We start from the raw sequence: 15,752 nt of genomic DNA, 5'->3' as shown, positions 1-15,752 counted from the left end.
GCCGACCCGTCGACCCGTTGGGGTCAGTGCGGGGCGACCCTTGTCAGGTAGGTGTGGTGGGTGACGAAGCCGAGCCGCTGGTAGAGCGCGACCGCCGCCGTGTTGTGCTGCTCGACCTGGAGGAACGCCCGGGTCGCGCCCGCGGACACGCCCCAGGCGACCAGCTCGTGGATCACCTGGCGGGCCAGCCCATGCCGGCGGGCCACCGGTGACACCTCGATCAGGCTGAGGCCCAACCAGCGGCCCTGGCCGGTCACCGTGCCCCGGCCGACCGCCACCAGCGTGCCGTTGACGTACCCGTGGGCGAAGCGGACCTGGTCCACGGCGGTGAGCACGTGCCGGGCGGCGTCCGGCAGGCCGCCCTTGCGGCCGGCGGCGACGGCCAGCCACCCCTCGCTCGGCGCGGTCGCCAGCTCAACGACCGCACCGTCCCACCGACCAGCCTGCCCGCCAGCGTTGCCGGGCTGCCCACCGGCAGCGCCGGGCTGCGCGGTCGCCAGCTCAACGACCGCACCGAGGGCAGGACCACCCGGTTTGCTGGTCGGGTCGGCGCCACCGATGGCCTCGGTGGGGATCGGGCCGACGGGTCCGGCAGGGGCTTCGACGGACGACGGCAGGGGGAGTGGCGCGGTCTGCACCAGTGTCGGCGGGCGGGCGGTCCAGCCGCGGGCGTCCAGTTCGGTGCCGACCGGTGCGGCCAGCGGGAGCGGCGTGTTGATCATCGCGGGCTGGCCCTGCTCGGCGTACCAGCGCTCGACCTCGTCCACGGCGGCGGCCAGCGGGCGGTCCGGGTCGCCGATCGGCAGCGCGGAGTTGGCTCGTCCGGTCCAGCCGTCGGCCGAGCGGAGCAGCCAGTCGCCGATGCGGCCCCGCGTCGGTGCCGGCCAGGCCTCGTCGGCGGCCCGTTCCAGCGCCACCACGGCCGCCGCGGTGGGTCGACGGGTCGGTGGGACCCGCTTGGCGCGGTGGACCTGTGTCACCGGAACCCGCAGCGGACCGTGCGCCGTGGCCAGCGTGAGATGAGTCTCGCTCAGCTCCACCAGCTCACCGAGAGCATCGGAGAATAGCGGGCGACCTTCGCGAATCCCCACAATCCGGCGAACCACGATCCGGTGTCCCACATCCTGCTGTCGGAGCACGATCGACCCCCTCCCCGGCGAGATACTAGGCTCTTACCGTCGCGGGAGATCGCGACGTGTCTTGCGGAGGAGAAGACCGGTGACCTACATCATCGCCGAGCCGTGCGTGGATGTGCTCGACAAGGCATGCATCGAGGAGTGCCCGGTCGACTGCATTTACGAGGGCAATCGGATGCTCTACATCCACCCCGACGAGTGCGTCGACTGTGGTGCCTGTGAGCCCGTCTGCCCGGTGGAGGCGATCTTCTACGAGGACGACGTCCCGGAGCAGTGGAAGGACTACACCGGCGCCAACTACGAGTTCTTCGAGGACCTGGGCTCGCCCGGTGGCGCCTCGAAGATCGGCAAGGTGGAGAAGGACGCCACCTTCGTCGCCGCGCAGCCGCCGCGCGGCGAGGGCCACTGAACCGGCCCGCGCCGGTCTCGTCGCGGCTGCCCGAGTTCACCTGGGACACCCTGGACGCCGCGGCCACTCTGGCCGCGGCGCATCCGGAGGGCCTGATCAACCTCTCCATGGGTACGCCGGTCGACTCGGTGCCCGAGGTGATCCGCCGGGCGTTGGCTGACGCGTCCGATGCTCCCGGTTACCCGCTGACCGCCGGCACCCCGACGTTGCGGGCCGCTATCGCGGCGTGGGTGTCGCGGGCCTGTGGCGCTGGCGTCGACGGTCTCGGCGTGCTGCCGACCATCGGCTCGAAGGAGCTGGTCGCCTGGCTGCCCACCCTGCTCGGCATCGGCCCGGGTGACGTGGTGGTGGTGCCGTCGATCGCGTACCCGACCTACGAGGACGGGGCTCGGCTGGCTGGTGCCACCGTCGTTCGTACCGACTCGCTCACCTCGGTCGGGCCGACCTCGCGGGTCCGGTTGGTCTGGGTCAACTCGCCCGGCAACCCGACCGGCCGGGTGCTGCCCGCGGCGCACCTCAAGAAGGTGGTCGACTGGGCGCGGGAACGCGGCGCGGTGGTCGCCAGCGACGAGTGCTACCTGCCGCTGGGCTGGTCGGCCGAGCCGGTCTCGGTGCTGTCCCCGCAGGTCAGCGGCGGCAGTTACGCCGGTGTGCTCGCTGTGCACTCCCTGTCCAAGCGTTCCAACCTGGCCGGCTACCGGGCCGGCTTGGTCGCCGGTGACCCGGCGCTCGTCGCGGAGCTGCTGAAGGTCCGCAAGCACGCCGGCATGATCGTGCCCGCGCCCGTGCAGGCGGCCATGGTGGCCGCACTGGAGGACGAGCGACACGCCGAGGAACAGCGGGAGCGCTACCGCGCCCGGCGGGAGGTGCTCGCGGCCGCGTTCACCGGCGCCGGGTTCACCGTCGAGCACTCCGAGGCGGGTCTCTACCTCTGGCTCACCCGAGGTGAAGACTGCTGGGAGACGGTCGACTGGCTGGCTCGGCGGGGCATCCTGGTCGCCGCCGGCGTCTTCTACGGCCCCACCGCCGGGCAGCACGTCCGGGTTGCGCTGACCGAGTCCGACGAGCGCGTCGCGGCGGTCGCCGGCCGGCTGCGGGCCTGACCCAGGGCGGCGGCGATGACCGACGGCACGACCGGGCGGTACGCCGGGGTGCGGGCGGCCGTGATCGGTACGGGTCTGATCGGCGGTTCGGTGCTGCTCCGCCTGGCCGAGGCCGGCGTGGACGTCGTCGGATGGGATCCGGACCCGGTGACCCGGGAGCGGGCCCAGCACCGGGGAGTGGTCTCCCCGGCCACGATCGAGCAGGCCGTGGCCGGTCGGGACGTCGTCTTCCTCTGCGGCCCGCTGCCGACTCTCGCCCGCACCCTGGCCCTGGTGGCCGAGCTGACCGCGCCCGGCTGCGTGCTCACCGACGTCGGTAGCACCAAGGTCGAGGTGGCCGAGGCAGCCCACCGACTCGGGCTCGCGGCCCGGTTCGTCCCCGGTCACCCGATGGCCGGTGCGGAGTCCGCCGGCCTGACCGCCGCCTCGCCGACCCTGCTGGCGGGTGCCGCCTGGGTGCTCTGCCCGGGCCCGGGCACCGCGACCGACGCCTTCCGCTGGCTGACCGGGCTGCTGGTGGAGCTGTTCGAGGCCCGGGTCGTGCCGATGTCCGCGTCGGCGCACGACTCGGTGGCCGCGCTCGCCTCGCACGTGCCGCACCTGCTGGCCGGTGCGCTGGCCGGGGCGACGCAGCGGGCGCCGCTGCGCGACGCGGTGCTGACGCTGGCGGCGGGCAGTTTCTCCGACGGCACCCGGGTCGCCGGTACACCTGCGGAGCGGACCGCGAACATGCTGCTCGGCAACCGTGACCGGGTCCTGCACGAGCTGGACGAGGTCCGCGCCTTCCTGGACGGGCTGGCCGCCGCCCTGCGGGCCGACGACGCGCCGGCGCTCATCGCCGGGTACGCGGAGGCGAGGGCGGCCCGGTCGGCGTTGTTGGGTCGCCGGTTCGCCGGTCAGAGCCGGGAGTTCGCGGTCGGCGGCGACCATGACGCCGAGGTGACCTGGCTGCGCGGGCTGGGCGACGTCGGCGGGCACCTGACCGGGTGTCAGGTCGACCGGGACGCGGTTTCCTACACCGCGTGGCTTCCCGTGGCTGACTAGGCTGACAGGCATGGCGATGGACGGCCCGGTGGTGCAGGTGCGCGGCGAGGTGACCCGGGAGGTGCCGCCCGAGCTGGCCCGGTTCGCGGTCACGGTGACGGCCCGTGGTCGGGATCGGGAGGCGACGTTGACCCAGCTCGCCGAGCGGGCCGCCGCCGTTCGGGTGCTGTTGGACGGTTCCGAGCCGGCGGTCGCCCGGCGGGAGACCGGTGACCTGTGGGTCCGGCCGCAGACCAAGCGCTCGGGCGAGCGGGTGGTGGGATGGCTCGGCAGCGTCACCACGACGGTCACGGTCACCGACTTCACCGCGCTCGGTGAGCTGATGCTCCGGCTGGCCGACCAGGACCAGGTCTCGGTGAGCGGCCCCTGGTGGGAGCTTCGTCCGGACAGCCCCACGCACCGCGAGGCGCGACACGCCGCGATCCGCGACGCGCTGCTGCGGGCCCGGGAGTACGCGGAGGCGCTCGGCGCCCGGGTCACCGCGCTGATCGAGCTGGCCGACACCGGCCCGGCCGACGGGCCGATGTTCGCCCGGGCGGCACTCGCCCGGGGCGGCGGGGCGGGTGGCGGCCCGCCGGAGCTTGAGCTGGACCCGCAGCCGCAGACGGTGCGGGCGGCGGTGCAGGCGCGGTTCACCATCAGCGATCCGGTCCTCGACTGATGCCACCGGCCCAGGTGCGGTCCGTCGACGAGTTGGTGGGACGGGCGTTGGTGCTGGCCGAGGCCGGGCCGCGACAACTGCTCGGCATCGCCGGCGCGCCGGGTGCCGGAAAGTCCACGCTGGCCGAGCTGATCGTGGCGGAGGTGGGGCCGACCGCCCGCCTGGTGCCGATGGACGGCTTCCACCTGGCCCAGTCGCAGCTGGTCCGGCTGGGCCGCGCCGAACGCAAGGGCGCGGTGGACACGTTCGACGCCAACGGCTTTGTCTCGATGTTGCGCCGGTTACGTCGCCTGGAGCCGACCTCGGTCTACGCCCCGGAGTTCCGGCGGGACCTGGAGGAGCCGGTGGCCGGGGCGATCGAGGTGCCGCCGTCGGTGCGGCTGGTGGTGACCGAGGGCAACTACCTGCTGCTGCCGGATGACCCGTGGCAGGAGATCCGGCCCCTGCTGCACGAGGCGTGGTTCCTGGATCTGGACGCCGAGCTGCGCCAGCGTCGGTTGACCGCCCGGCACGAGGCGTACGGTCGGTCGCCGGAGCAGGCGCGGGCCTGGGCGTTGGGCAGCGACGAGTCGAACGCGGCCCTGATCACACCCACGGCTGACCGGGCCGATCTCGTGGTCCGCCTCCCCGAGCCGTCGGCGGTCTGAGCGGCCTGCACGGCCTGAGCCGGCCGGGGTCGACGGTAGTCAGTCCAGTTCGCGGACCGGCCGGGCGGGGTTGCCGACGGCCACCACGTTGGCGGGCAGGTCCCGGGTGACCACCGCGCCCGCGCCGACCACGGTGTTCGCGCCGATCGTCACGCCTGCCAGCACGATCGCGCCGCCGCCGAGCCAGACGTTGTCGCCGATGGTGATCGGTTTGGCGGCCTCCCACTTGTCGCGGCGTGGACCGGGTTCCACCGGATGCGTCGGGGTCAGCAGTTGGACGTTCGGTCCGATCTGGACGTCGGCACCGATGGTGATCGGGGCGACGTCGAGGAAGACGGACTGGTAGTTGACGAAGCTGCGCGGCCCGATGCGGATCTGCCAGCCGTAGTCGCAGTAGAACGGTGGGCGGATCCAGGTGCCCTCGCCCAGCTCGCCCAGCAGGTCGCGTAGTGCCGCGAGGCGGGCCTGGGGGTCGGCCGCGGCGCTGGTGTTGAAGCGTTCCATCAGTCGGGCGGCGCGGTCCAGGTCGGCGATGATCTCGGGATCGTCAGCGATGTACGGCTCGCCGGCGAGCATCCGGTCCTTCATGGAGGTCATCCGATCGATGATGCCCGCCAAGCCCGCCGGGGGTTGGCAGGTCCGTCATATTTTCGACCCCTTTCCTGCATACCCGGTATGTAATACTGGCGGCGGTCAATGTACTCGTCATCGGTATCAACGCTCCACCGAGGAGGATCCGTTGCATCGACGCAGCAGAATGACCACCGCGATCACCGCGGTAGCAGCCCTCGTCCTGGGCACTCCATCGCTCGCCGTGGCCAGTCCACCCACCACAGCCCCCGACGCCGCCCCGCGTACCGCGACCGGCGTCGCCACCACGAAGACGGTCACCCTGCTCACCGGGGACCGGGTCACCGTCACCGCGTCCGGCTCCGCTGCCGTCCGTCCCGGGCCCGGGCGTGGCCATCTGCACTTCGTCACCACCCGCGACCGTGGTCAGCTCACCGTGCTGCCGCAGGACGCGGCGCCACTGGTCCGGTCCGGCCGGATCGACCGACGGCTGTTCAACGTGACCGAGCTGATCGCCGCCGGTTACGACGACGCCCGGCGGGACAGCCTGCCCGTGCTGGTCGCCGGCGACGCGGGCAGTCAACGGCGCGCCGCAGCGCCCACCGGGTTGACCGTCACCGCGCAGCTGCCCGCGATCGGTGGGGTGGCCGCAACCGCCGACAAGAAGCAGGCCGCATCGGTCTGGGCAGCGCTCACCGGCGCGAACGCCCGGGTCGGCACGGCGGGGGGTGCCGACCGGATCTGGCTCGACGGACGTCGACGCGTCACCCTGGACCACAGCGTGCCGCAGATCGGCGCGCCAGCCGCGCACCAGGCCGGCTTCACCGGCAAGGGCGTACGCGTCGCCGTGCTGGACACCGGCATCGACGCCGAGCACCCGGACTTCACGGGGAGAGTCGCGGTATCGCAGAACTTCAGCGAGGCCACCGATGCCGGTGACACCGTCGGCCACGGCACCCACGTCGCCTCGATCATCGCCGGCAGCGGCGCTGCCTCGGCTGGCAAGTACCGGGGCGTCGCCCCGGACGCCACGCTGCTCAACGGCAAGGTCTGTGAGGATCTGGGCTGCTCGGACTCGGCGATCCTGGCCGGTATGCAGTGGGCTGCGGTCGACCAGCAGGCCGACGTGATCAACATGAGTCTGGGCGGTTACGACACACCCGATGTCGACCCGCTGGAGGCGGCCGTCGAGTCGCTGACCGCGCAGACCGGCGCGCTCTTCGTGATCTCCTCCGGCAACGACGGAACCGACGGCTCGGTCAGCTCGCCGAGCACGGCCGAGTCCGCGCTGTCGGTGGGCGCGGTAGACCGCGAGGACGCCCTCGCCGACTTCTCCAGTCGCGGGCCCCGGGTCGGCGACGGCGGACTGAAGCCGGACATCACCGCTCCCGGCGTGGAGATCGTCGCCGCCCGCGGTGAGGGCACGGAACTCGGCATGCCGGTGGGCGAGGGGTACGTCACGCTCTCCGGCACCTCGATGGCCGCGCCGCACGTCACCGGCGCGGTGGCGCTGCTCGCCCAGCAGCACACCGGCTGGGCGGCAGCCCAGCTCAAGGCCACCCTGATGGCCTCGGCGAAGCCGCACCCGGAGCAGACCGCCTTCCAGCAGGGCGCCGGCCGCGTCGACGTGGCCCGGGCGATCACCCAGCGGGTCGTCAGCAGCCCGGTCAGCGTCTCCTTCGGGCAGCCGGCCTGGCCGCACGAGGACGACACCCCGATCGCCCGCAAGGTCGACTGGCGCAACGACGGTCCGGACCCGATCACCCTGGACCTGACCCTCGAGGTGACCGGACCCGACGGTCAGCCGGCACCGGCCGGCCTGTTCACCCTGGCGGCCAGCCAGGTCACCGTGCCCGCAGGTGGTGCCGCAGGCACCACGGTCACCGCGGACACCCGGCTCGGAACGGACGGCTACTGGACCGGACGGATCGTGGCGCGGTCCGGGACGACCGTCGCCGTCACCCCGGTGGCGGTCAACCGGGAAGTGGAGAGCTACCAGCTCACCGTCCGGCATCTCGACGCCACCGGCGCCCCCTCCGCCGACCACATCACCGCGCTGGTCAACCTGGAGACCTTCGCGTCCTACGACCTGTTCGACCCGGACGGCACCGTCGACGTCCGGGTACCGAAGGGCCGGTACGGGCTCGTCAGCCTCATCTTCGCCGAGGACCGGGCCGCCCAACTGGCCCAACCGGAGCTCGCCGTCGACGGCGACACGGCAGTGACCGTCGACGCCCGGACGGCGAAGCCGGTGCGCATGGCCGTTCCCGAGCCCTCGGCCGCACCGGCGCTGGTGGACATCGGGGTGGCCTTCCTCAGCGGCGACGGCTACTACGGTTTCGGCCTTCTCGCGTTCGACTTCACCGGGCTGACCACCGGCCAACTCGGCCGGCCGGTGTCCGGGAAGCGGTTCGTCGCGACGATCGGCAGTCAGTGGATCAAGCCAGAGGTGGAGGAGAGCCCCTACCTGTACGCGCTTGCCGAGAGCATCCCCGGCCGGATGCCGACGGGCTTCGACAGGACCTACCGCAACCGGGACCTGGCGAGCGTCACGCACCAGTTCCGGGGCGGCTACCCGGGGCTCGTGGCGGACCGGGTGGTCTTCCCGCACCTCGACCCAGACCTGGGCGGCTGGGCGGTCAACCTGCCCACCACCGTGCCGGGGCAGCGGGTCGAGCACTACAACACCAACGACGTGCGGTGGTCCTCCGAACTGATGTTCGGGGTCGTCACCGACGACGGATGGCTCGACGGAAAGGCGGTGCTGATCGCCGAACCGAAGGCGTACCGTCCCGGGCGGCACACCCGGGAGAGCTGGAACAGTGCGCCGTACGGGCCGTCCTTCCCGACGCCGCGCTGGCCCGGTCAGGGCGTCACCCGGTTTGGTGACGACATCCAGGTCGACGTCGGCCTCTACGGCGACGCCGACGGGCACGCCGGCGGATCGGTCGTCGACACCGCCCGGACCGCCCTCTACCGCGACGGCAAGCTGGTCGGGGAGTCGCCAGAGCCGGGATTCGGGCAGTTCACAGTGCCGCCCGGCAACGCCGGCTACCGGCTGGAGGTGTCAGCCACCCGGAGCTTCACCGACCTCAGCACCGAGGTCAGCACCGCGTGGACGTTCCGGTCCCGGCACGTCCCCGGTGACGACTTCCGTCAGCTGCCGGTGTCGGCCATCCGGTTCACACCGCCGCTGAGTGTGGACAACGCGGCTCCCGCCGGTCGGAGCCTGGTCATCCCGGTGCAGGTGCAGCGCCAGCCCGGCGCGGCCGGGTCACGGGTGACCAAGCTGACCGTCGACGTCTCCTACGACGGCGGCAAGACCTGGCAGGCCGCCAAGGTGCGCAACGGCGGGCACGGTTGGACGGCCACCGTCCGGCATCCCGCCGGGCCCGGCTACGCGTCCCTGCGGGCGAGTGCCCGGGACGCCGCCGGCAACACGGTGACCGAACGGATCATCCAGGCGTACCGGTTGCGCTGAGGCGTACCCCGTCCGGGTCCGCGGCCGAGCGCCGCGGACCCGGCGGGTCCGTCAGTCGTTGGCGTGCAGGGCGGCGTTCAGCTCGATGCCCCGGCCGGTCCGCGGCCGGGCCTCCAACGCGCCGTTCACCGAGTTGCGCCAGAACAGCAGGCCGTCGACGCCGGACAACTCCCGGGCCTTGACCACCCGGCCGTCCGGCAGGGTGATCTTCGAGGCGGCGGTGATGTAGCAGCCCGCCTCGACCACGCAGTCGTCGCCCAGGGAGATGCCGACACCCGCGTTCGCGCCGATCAGGCTGCGCTCGCCGATGCTCACCTTCTCGGTGCCGCCACCGGAGAGCGTGCCCATGATCGAGGCGCCGCCGCCGACGTCGGAGCCGTCGCCGACCAGCACGCCCTGCACGATGCGCCCCTCCACCATCGAGGTGCCCACGGTGCCGGCGTTGAAGTTGACGAAGCCCTCGTGCATCACGGTGGTGCCGGCGGCCAGGTGAGCGCCGAGGCGGACCCGGTCGGCGTCGGCGATCCGCACGCCGGAGGGCACCACGTAGTCGGTCATCCGGGGGAACTTGTCCACCCCGTACACCGCGAGGTGCCGGCCGGCCGCACGCTCGATCACCCGCAGCTCGTCCACCCGCTCCGGCGGGCACGGCCCGGCGGACGTCCAGGCCACGTTGGCCAGCTTGCCGAAGATGCCGTCGAGGTTGAGCTGGTTGGGCCGCACCAGGCGGTGCGAGAGCAGGTGCAACCGGAGGTACGCGTCCGAGGCGTCCTTGATCGGGTCGTCCAGCGAGCCGATCACGGTGACCACCTGGACGGTACGCAGACCGGGCAGCGACCGGTCACCGAGCGCGGCCGGCGGCAGGTCGAGCACGTCCGCCTTGTCCTCGCCGGCGACCAGCGGCAGCTCACCCAGGCCCAGCTTGCCGGTCGGGTACCAGGTGTCGAGCACCTGCTCGTCGGCGGTGACCGTGGCCAGGCCGATGCCCCAGGCCGAATCTGCGGACGTCACTGTTACACCTCTCGGTCGCGGCCGAGCTGACCTCGGCTCGCTCCTCGCGCTGACAGACCTGAAGGTACCGTGCGATCCATGGAGAACCCGCTGACCCCCGAGGTCCTCGCCGATCCGGTGCAGCTGACCCGCGCTCTGGTCGACATAGAGTCCGTGTCCCTCAACGAGAAGGCGATCGCCGACTGTGTCGAAGAGGTGCTGCGGGGCGTACCGCACCTGACCACCCACCGACACGGCAACACGGTGATGGCGCGCACCGACCTGGGTCGGTCACAGCGTGTCGTGTTGGCCGGGCATCTCGACACGGTGCCCCTGAACAACAACTTCCCGTCGACCATGCGCGGCGACCTGATGTACGGCTGCGGCACCTCCGACATGAAGTCCGGCACCGCGTACGCGCTGCACCTGGCGGTGACGCTGCCCAACCCGCGCTACGACGTGACGTACTTCTTCTACGAGGCCGAGGAGATCGAGTCGCGGTACAACGGGCTCAACCTCGTCGCCCAGGCGTTCCCGGAGTGGCTGGAGGCGGACTTCGCGGTGCTGCTGGAACCGACGTACGGCATCGTCGAGGCGGGCTGCCAGGGCACCATGCGCTCGGTGGTCACCACGACCGGGGTACGCGCCCACTCGGCGCGCTCCTGGCACGGGGTGAACGCCATCCACGCCGCCGGTGAGGTGCTGCGGCGTCTCCAGACGTACGAGGCGCGCCGGGTCACCATCGACGGCTGCGACTACCGCGAGGGCATGAACGCGGTACGGATCAACGGTGGGGTCGCCGGCAACGTGGTCCCCGACCACTGTGAGGTCGAGGTCAACTACCGGTTCGCGCCGGACCGCAGCCCGGCCGAGGCGGAGGCGCACCTGCGGGAGGTGTTCGCCGGCTTCGAGGTGGTGGTGACCGACACCGCGCCGGGCGCCGCCCCCGGGCTGGAGGCGGCCCCGGCGAAGGAGTTCCTGGCGGCGGTCGGTGCCGCGCCGATCGGCAAGCTGGGCTGGACGGACGTGGCCCGGTTCGCGGCCATGGGCATCCCCGCGCTGAACTTCGGCCCCGGCGACCCGAACCTCGCCCACCACCCCGACGAGCACGTCGAGATCAGCAAGATCCGCGACGGCGCGGCAACCCTGCACCGCTGGCTGGCCCCAGCCTGACCCGGCCGGGCCCCCGGGCTGGGGCCCCGGTGATCAAGAGGTTTGCGTCAGCCTGGCCCGTTGTCGGCGACGCAAACCTCTTGATCAGCTCCGGGTGGTGCGGGGGAGACGGCGGTTGGGTCCTGATCGCGGGTGCGGCGGCGCTCGGCCACCACGTCTCGGATCCGTCGCTGCATCTGGCGACGGATCCGGATCATCTCGTTGTTGCTGATCACGCTGTCTCCTCCCCCGAAGGCGCGCGCCCGGGCATACCCGGTATGTGAATAGTAAGACGTACGGGGAAGCCGAATAGTTGCCCATGATCCCGAACTATTTCTCGGCGTCCCCGCCCCGCACACCCGGCCGGTGCCGCTCCACTACGGTTGCCTGATGAGCCAGAACAACGGGCGGGAGGCCGGTCGCGGTCCGGGACAGGAGCGGCACCGGGGCGCTGTCACGCTGCGCAGAGGGGCGATTCCGAGCAGCACCGCCGACCAGCGGCTGCTGGATTCACGTGGGCGGGGCGACTGGAAGACCAAGGACGCCTGGCGCGCGCTGCGCATCCTCTCCGAGTTCGTCGAAGGTTTCGACACCCTCGCCGACCTGCCGCCGGCGGTCAGCGTGTTCGGCTCCGCCCGCAGCGGACCGGACAGCGCGGAGTGCCAACTGGCCGAGCAGTTGGGTGGCGCGCTCGCCCGGGCCGGCTACGCGGTGATCACCGGGGGTGGGCCGGGGGTGATGGAGGCCGCCAACCGCGGTGCCAGCGAGGCCGGCGGGCTCTCCGTCGGGCTCGGCATCGAGCTCCCGTTCGAGCAGGGCATCAACGAGTGGGTCGACCTGGCCATCGACTTCCGCTACTTCTTCGCCCGCAAGACCATGTTCGTCAAGTACGCGCAGGCGTTCGTCGTGCTGCCCGGTGGTTTCGGCACCATGGACGAGCTGTTCGAGTCGCTCACGCTGGTGCAGACCGGCAAGGTGACCCGGTTCCCGGTCGTGCTGATGGGCGTCGCGTACTGGCAGGGGCTGCTCGACTGGATGCGCGACACGATGGCCGCCGACGGCAAGATCGGCCCGGTCGACCTGGAACTGATCTGTCTCACCGACGACGTCAACGCCGCCGTCCGGCACATCGTCGAGGCGGAGGCCGCGCTCTCCGCCGAGCAGGAGGCGGTCCGCGACGAGGCCGTCGCCCGTACCGGGGCCGACCAGCAGGCCGCTGCCGAGCAGGCCGCCGATCAGCCACGGGACAAGTGATGGCAGCGATCTGCGTCTTCTGCGCCTCGTCCCGCACCCTGGACCAGCGCTGGTTGGACCTGGCCGCCGAGACCGGCGCGGAGCTGGCCCGGCGCGGGCACACGCTGGTCAGCGGTGGCGGCTGCGTCGGCATGATGGGCGCGCTGGCGGACGGCGCCCGGTCTGCCGGTGGGCGCACCGTCGGCGTCATCCCCCAGTCGCTGGTCGACCTGGAGGTCGCCGACCTGGCCTCGGACGAGCTGCTGGTCACCGACTCGATGGCCAGCCGCAAGACGCTGATGATCGAGAAGTCGGACGCCTTCCTCACCCTGCCCGGCGGGCTGGGCACCCTGGACGAGCTGTTCGAGGTCTGGACCACCGCGACCCTTGCCCTGCACACCAAGCCGATGGTGCTGATCGACACGGACGGGTTCTACCGCCCCCTGCTGGACTGGCTCGACAGCCTGGCCGACCAGCACTTCCTCAAGACCGCCGGCCGCAACCTCCTGACCGTGACCACAACGGTCCCCGAAGCCCTGAAAGCCCTAGAGTCCCGCCTAACCTGACCCCCACCCCCACCCCCACCCCGGTCCCCGCCCCCCCCGGCGCTCCCCGCCCTCACCTCGGTGATCATGAAGTTAGCGTCACCGCCGTCGGCGTGTCGCGCCGCTAACTTCATGATCGACGGAGGTGGATGGGGTGGGGTTGGGCGGTTGGGGTTGGGGTTGGGGTTGGGGTTGGGCTTGGTTGGGTGGGTTGGGGTGGATGTCGTATGGGTCTGATGGGATGAGCTGATGCAGGCGTACCGGTTGGTGCGGCGGTCCGGGGGGCCGGCGCGGGGGGACGGGGCAGCGCCTTCCGGTGCTTCCGTGCCCGCCGGCAGCGCGCCCATGGGTGGTGCCGGCGAGTCCGGTGGGCCGGAGCGCACCGGTGGGCCCGAGCGCGGGGCGCGGCCTGAGCTGGTCGCCGGAGCCGGAGGCAGGGTCGGGGCCGCAGGCGTGGGTGGTGCCCCAGGTGTGGCCGGTTCTGAGCTGGCGGTCGGGCGTGAGCTGGTGGCCGGCAGCGGTTGGCGGGTCGATCCGGTGCAGGCCGAGGTGGTCGGGCACACCGACGGGCCGATGCTGGTGCTCGGCGGCCCGGGCACCGGCAAGACCAGCACCCTCGTCGAGGCGGTCGCCGCCCGGGTGGCCGAGGGGGTCGACCCCGAACGCATCCTGGTGCTGACCTTCGGCCGTCGAGGTGCGACCGCACTACGCCAGCGCATCGAGGCGCGGATCGCGCAGCACGGCCACCGGGTGCTGCGCGAGCCCCTGGTGCGCACCTTCCCGGCGTACGCCTTCGGGTTGCTCCGCCGGGCCGCCGCCGAACGAGGCGAGCCCTCACCCCGGCTGCTCACCGGTCCGGAGCAGGATCTGATCATCCGCGAGCTGCTGAACGTGGTGGGTGAGGAACCCGAGGACGACCCGGTCGGTTGGCCGACCGACCTGCGCCCGGCCCTGCGTACCCGGGCCTTCGCCGGTCAGTTGCGCGACCTGCTCATGCGCGCGGCCGAGCGGGGCGTGGGCCCGGTCGACCTGGCCCGGCTGGGCGAGAAGCTCGGCCGCGAGGACTGGCCGGCCGCCGCCCGCTTCCTCCGGGAGTACGTGGCCGTGCTCGCGCTGCGCGACGTCAGCAACCGGGGCTCCATCGCGTACGACCCGGCCGAGCTGGTGCGGGCGGCCACCGGGCTGCTGCGCGACGACGAGGAGCTGCTGGCCGCCGAGCGTCGCCGGCTCACCCACGTGTACCTGGACGAGCTGGCGGACACCGACCCCGCCCAGGTGGAGCTGCTCTCGGTCATCGCGGGCGGAGGCAAGTCGCTGGTCGCGTTCGCCGATCCGGATTCCTCCACGTACGCCTTCCGGGGCGCCGACCCGGCCGTGGTGGCCGCCTTCCCGCACCGCTTCCGGACCGCCTCCGGGGCGCCGGCCGCACAGGTGCTGCTGACCACGTCGTACCGGGCCGGGCCGGGTCTGCTCGCGGCGACCGCCCGGCTGGGTCGACGGCTGCGAGGCCCGGCGGCGCACCGCCGGCTGCACCCGCTGCCCGACGCGCCGCCCGGGGTGGTCGAGGTGCACACGTTCCGCTCGGCAACCAGCGAGGCCGCCTGGCTGGCGCACGCGCTGCGCTCGGCCCACCTGCTCGACGGCGTGCCCTGGTCGCGGATGGCGGTGCTGGTGCGGTCCACCGCTCTGCAACTGCCCGCCCTGCGGCGGGCGCTGCACGCTGCCGGCGTACCCACCGTGGTGCACGGCGAGGACCTGCCCCTGCACCTGCAACCGGCGGTCGCGCCGCTGCTGCTCCTGCTGCGCTGCGCGCTCGAACCCGAGCGCCTGGACGAGGAGGCGGCGGTCGCGCTGCTGCACTCGCCGCTGGGCGGCGCCGACCCGCTGGCCGAGCGGCGGCTGCGGCAGGGCCTGCGCGCGCTCGCGCTGGCCGGCGGTGACCGTCGCCCCTCCGGTGAGTTGATCGTCGAGGCGTTGCGCGATCCGACGGAGCTGGCCGACATCGACCGGCGCTGGGCGGAGCCGGCGCAGGCGGTGGCCGGCCTGCTGGCCACCGCACGGGACGCCGCCGCCCAACCAGGGGCGACCGCCGAGGACGTGCTCTGGGCGGTCTGGGACGCCAGTGGTCTCGCCGAGCGTTGGGCGGGCGCGATCATCCAGGGGCGGCCGGCGGCCGGCGAGGGGGACCTGGCCCGGCGGCGGCGGGCCGAGGCGGCCGACCGCGACCTGGACGCCGTGCTGGTGCTCTTCGACGCGGCGGCCCGGTTCACCGACCGACTGCCCGGTGCCCGCACCGAGGTCTTCCTCGATCACGTGCTCGCCCAGGACCTGCCGGCCGACACCATCGCGCCCACCGCCGACCGGGGCGCGGCGGTTCGTCTGCTCACCGCACACGCCGCGAAGGGCCTGGAGTGGGACCTGGTCGCGGTGGCCGGCGTGCAGGAGGGCATCTGGCCGGACCTGCGACTGCGCGGCAGCCTGCTCGGCTCGGAGCGCCTCGTCGACGTGTTGGCGGGTCGGTCGGCCGGCAGCGGGACCGTGGCGAACGTGGTGGGTCAGACCTCGGCGTTACTGGACGAGGAACGCCGGCTCTTCCACGTGGCCATCAGCCGGGCCCGGCACCGACTGCTGGTCAGCGCCGTGGCATCGGCCGCCGTCGGCGGTGACGACCACGAGGAACAGCCGAGCCGGTTCCTGCACGAGCTGGGCCCGACCACCCCGCCGCCCGGCCCGACCACGCCGCCGCCCGGCCCGACCGCGGCGCCGCCCGGCCCGACCGCG

The 15,752-nt window shown here is 72.9% G+C and carries 13 protein-coding genes; 10 read left to right on the top strand and 3 right to left on the bottom strand.

Features of this window, described 5'->3' with window-relative positions; genetic code table 11:
• Nucleotides 1-23: 23 nt before the first annotated feature.
• Nucleotides 24-1,139, bottom strand: a complete 1,116-nt coding sequence (locus tag LADH09A_RS10100) for a GNAT family N-acetyltransferase (RefSeq protein ID WP_238644619.1) — start codon at nucleotides 1,137-1,139, stop codon at nucleotides 24-26.
• Between the two features lie 79 nt (nucleotides 1,140-1,218).
• Between LADH09A_RS10100 and fdxA the strand changes: the two genes are divergently transcribed.
• From fdxA to LADH09A_RS10075, 5 genes are read left to right on the top strand one after another with little or no spacing between them, the layout of a single operon-like run.
• Nucleotides 1,219-1,545 (top strand): ferredoxin, encoded by a 327-nt coding sequence (gene fdxA / locus LADH09A_RS10095; RefSeq protein ID WP_007464872.1) that lies wholly within the window; start codon nucleotides 1,219-1,221, stop codon nucleotides 1,543-1,545.
• A complete protein-coding gene (gene dapC / locus LADH09A_RS10090) occupies nucleotides 1,542-2,648 on the top strand; it encodes a succinyldiaminopimelate transaminase (protein ID WP_274529318.1) in 1,107 nt (368 codons plus the stop codon). The genes fdxA and dapC overlap by 4 nt, the downstream gene beginning before the upstream one ends.
• A 15-nt stretch (nucleotides 2,649-2,663) precedes the next feature.
• Nucleotides 2,664-3,692: a prephenate dehydrogenase gene (locus LADH09A_RS10085; RefSeq protein WP_238644618.1), complete on the top strand. Its 1,029-nt coding sequence runs from the start codon at nucleotides 2,664-2,666 to the stop codon at nucleotides 3,690-3,692.
• A 10-nt stretch (nucleotides 3,693-3,702) separates the two neighbouring features.
• A complete protein-coding gene (locus LADH09A_RS10080) occupies nucleotides 3,703-4,353 on the top strand; it encodes an SIMPL domain-containing protein (protein ID WP_238644617.1) in 651 nt (216 codons plus the stop codon).
• A complete protein-coding gene (locus LADH09A_RS10075) occupies nucleotides 4,353-5,000 on the top strand; it encodes a nucleoside/nucleotide kinase family protein (protein ID WP_238644616.1) in 648 nt (215 codons plus the stop codon). Before LADH09A_RS10080 ends, LADH09A_RS10075 begins: the two co-directional genes overlap by 1 nt.
• Before the next feature lie 39 nt (nucleotides 5,001-5,039).
• Here LADH09A_RS10075 and LADH09A_RS10070 read toward each other — a convergent pair whose 3' ends face one another.
• Complete coding sequence (locus LADH09A_RS10070) at nucleotides 5,040-5,597, bottom strand: sugar O-acetyltransferase (RefSeq protein WP_238644615.1); 558 nt, start codon at nucleotides 5,595-5,597, stop codon at nucleotides 5,040-5,042.
• Nucleotides 5,598-5,757: 160 nt separating this feature from the next.
• Between LADH09A_RS10070 and LADH09A_RS10065 the strand changes: the two genes are divergently transcribed.
• A complete protein-coding gene (locus LADH09A_RS10065; RefSeq protein WP_238644614.1) occupies nucleotides 5,758-9,051 on the top strand; it encodes a S8 family serine peptidase in 3,294 nt (1,097 codons plus the stop codon).
• Between the two features lie 51 nt (nucleotides 9,052-9,102).
• Here LADH09A_RS10065 and dapD read toward each other — a convergent pair whose 3' ends face one another.
• Nucleotides 9,103-10,062, bottom strand: coding sequence for a 2,3,4,5-tetrahydropyridine-2,6-dicarboxylate N-succinyltransferase (gene dapD, locus LADH09A_RS10060; protein WP_238644613.1), 960 nt, complete (start codon nucleotides 10,060-10,062; stop codon nucleotides 9,103-9,105).
• A gap of 78 nt (nucleotides 10,063-10,140) precedes the next feature.
• Here dapD and dapE point away from each other — a divergent pair, with 78 nt between their 5' ends.
• The 4 genes from dapE to LADH09A_RS10035 all read left to right on the top strand — a co-directional run.
• A complete protein-coding gene (gene dapE, locus LADH09A_RS10055) occupies nucleotides 10,141-11,214 on the top strand; it encodes a succinyl-diaminopimelate desuccinylase (RefSeq protein ID WP_088950069.1) in 1,074 nt (357 codons plus the stop codon).
• A gap of 369 nt (nucleotides 11,215-11,583) precedes the next feature.
• On the top strand, nucleotides 11,584-12,447 hold the full coding sequence (locus tag LADH09A_RS10050; RefSeq protein WP_238644612.1) for an LOG family protein: 864 nt from the start codon (nucleotides 11,584-11,586) through the stop codon (nucleotides 12,445-12,447).
• Nucleotides 12,447-12,992 (top strand): LOG family protein, encoded by a 546-nt coding sequence (locus LADH09A_RS10045; RefSeq protein WP_238644611.1) that lies wholly within the window; start codon nucleotides 12,447-12,449, stop codon nucleotides 12,990-12,992. The genes LADH09A_RS10050 and LADH09A_RS10045 overlap by 1 nt, the downstream gene beginning before the upstream one ends.
• Nucleotides 12,993-13,220: 228 nt before the next feature.
• The coding region (locus LADH09A_RS10035) for an ATP-dependent helicase (protein WP_238644610.1) at nucleotides 13,221-15,752 on the top strand (2,532 nt) is incomplete at its 3' end.

Source organism: Micromonospora cabrerizensis, from assembly GCF_022230955.1.
Classification (GTDB): Bacteria; Actinomycetota; Actinomycetes; order Mycobacteriales; family Micromonosporaceae; genus Micromonospora; species Micromonospora cabrerizensis.
The sequence above is the reverse complement of the archived record's forward strand: the minus strand, read 5'-3'. Positions and strand labels throughout refer to the sequence as shown.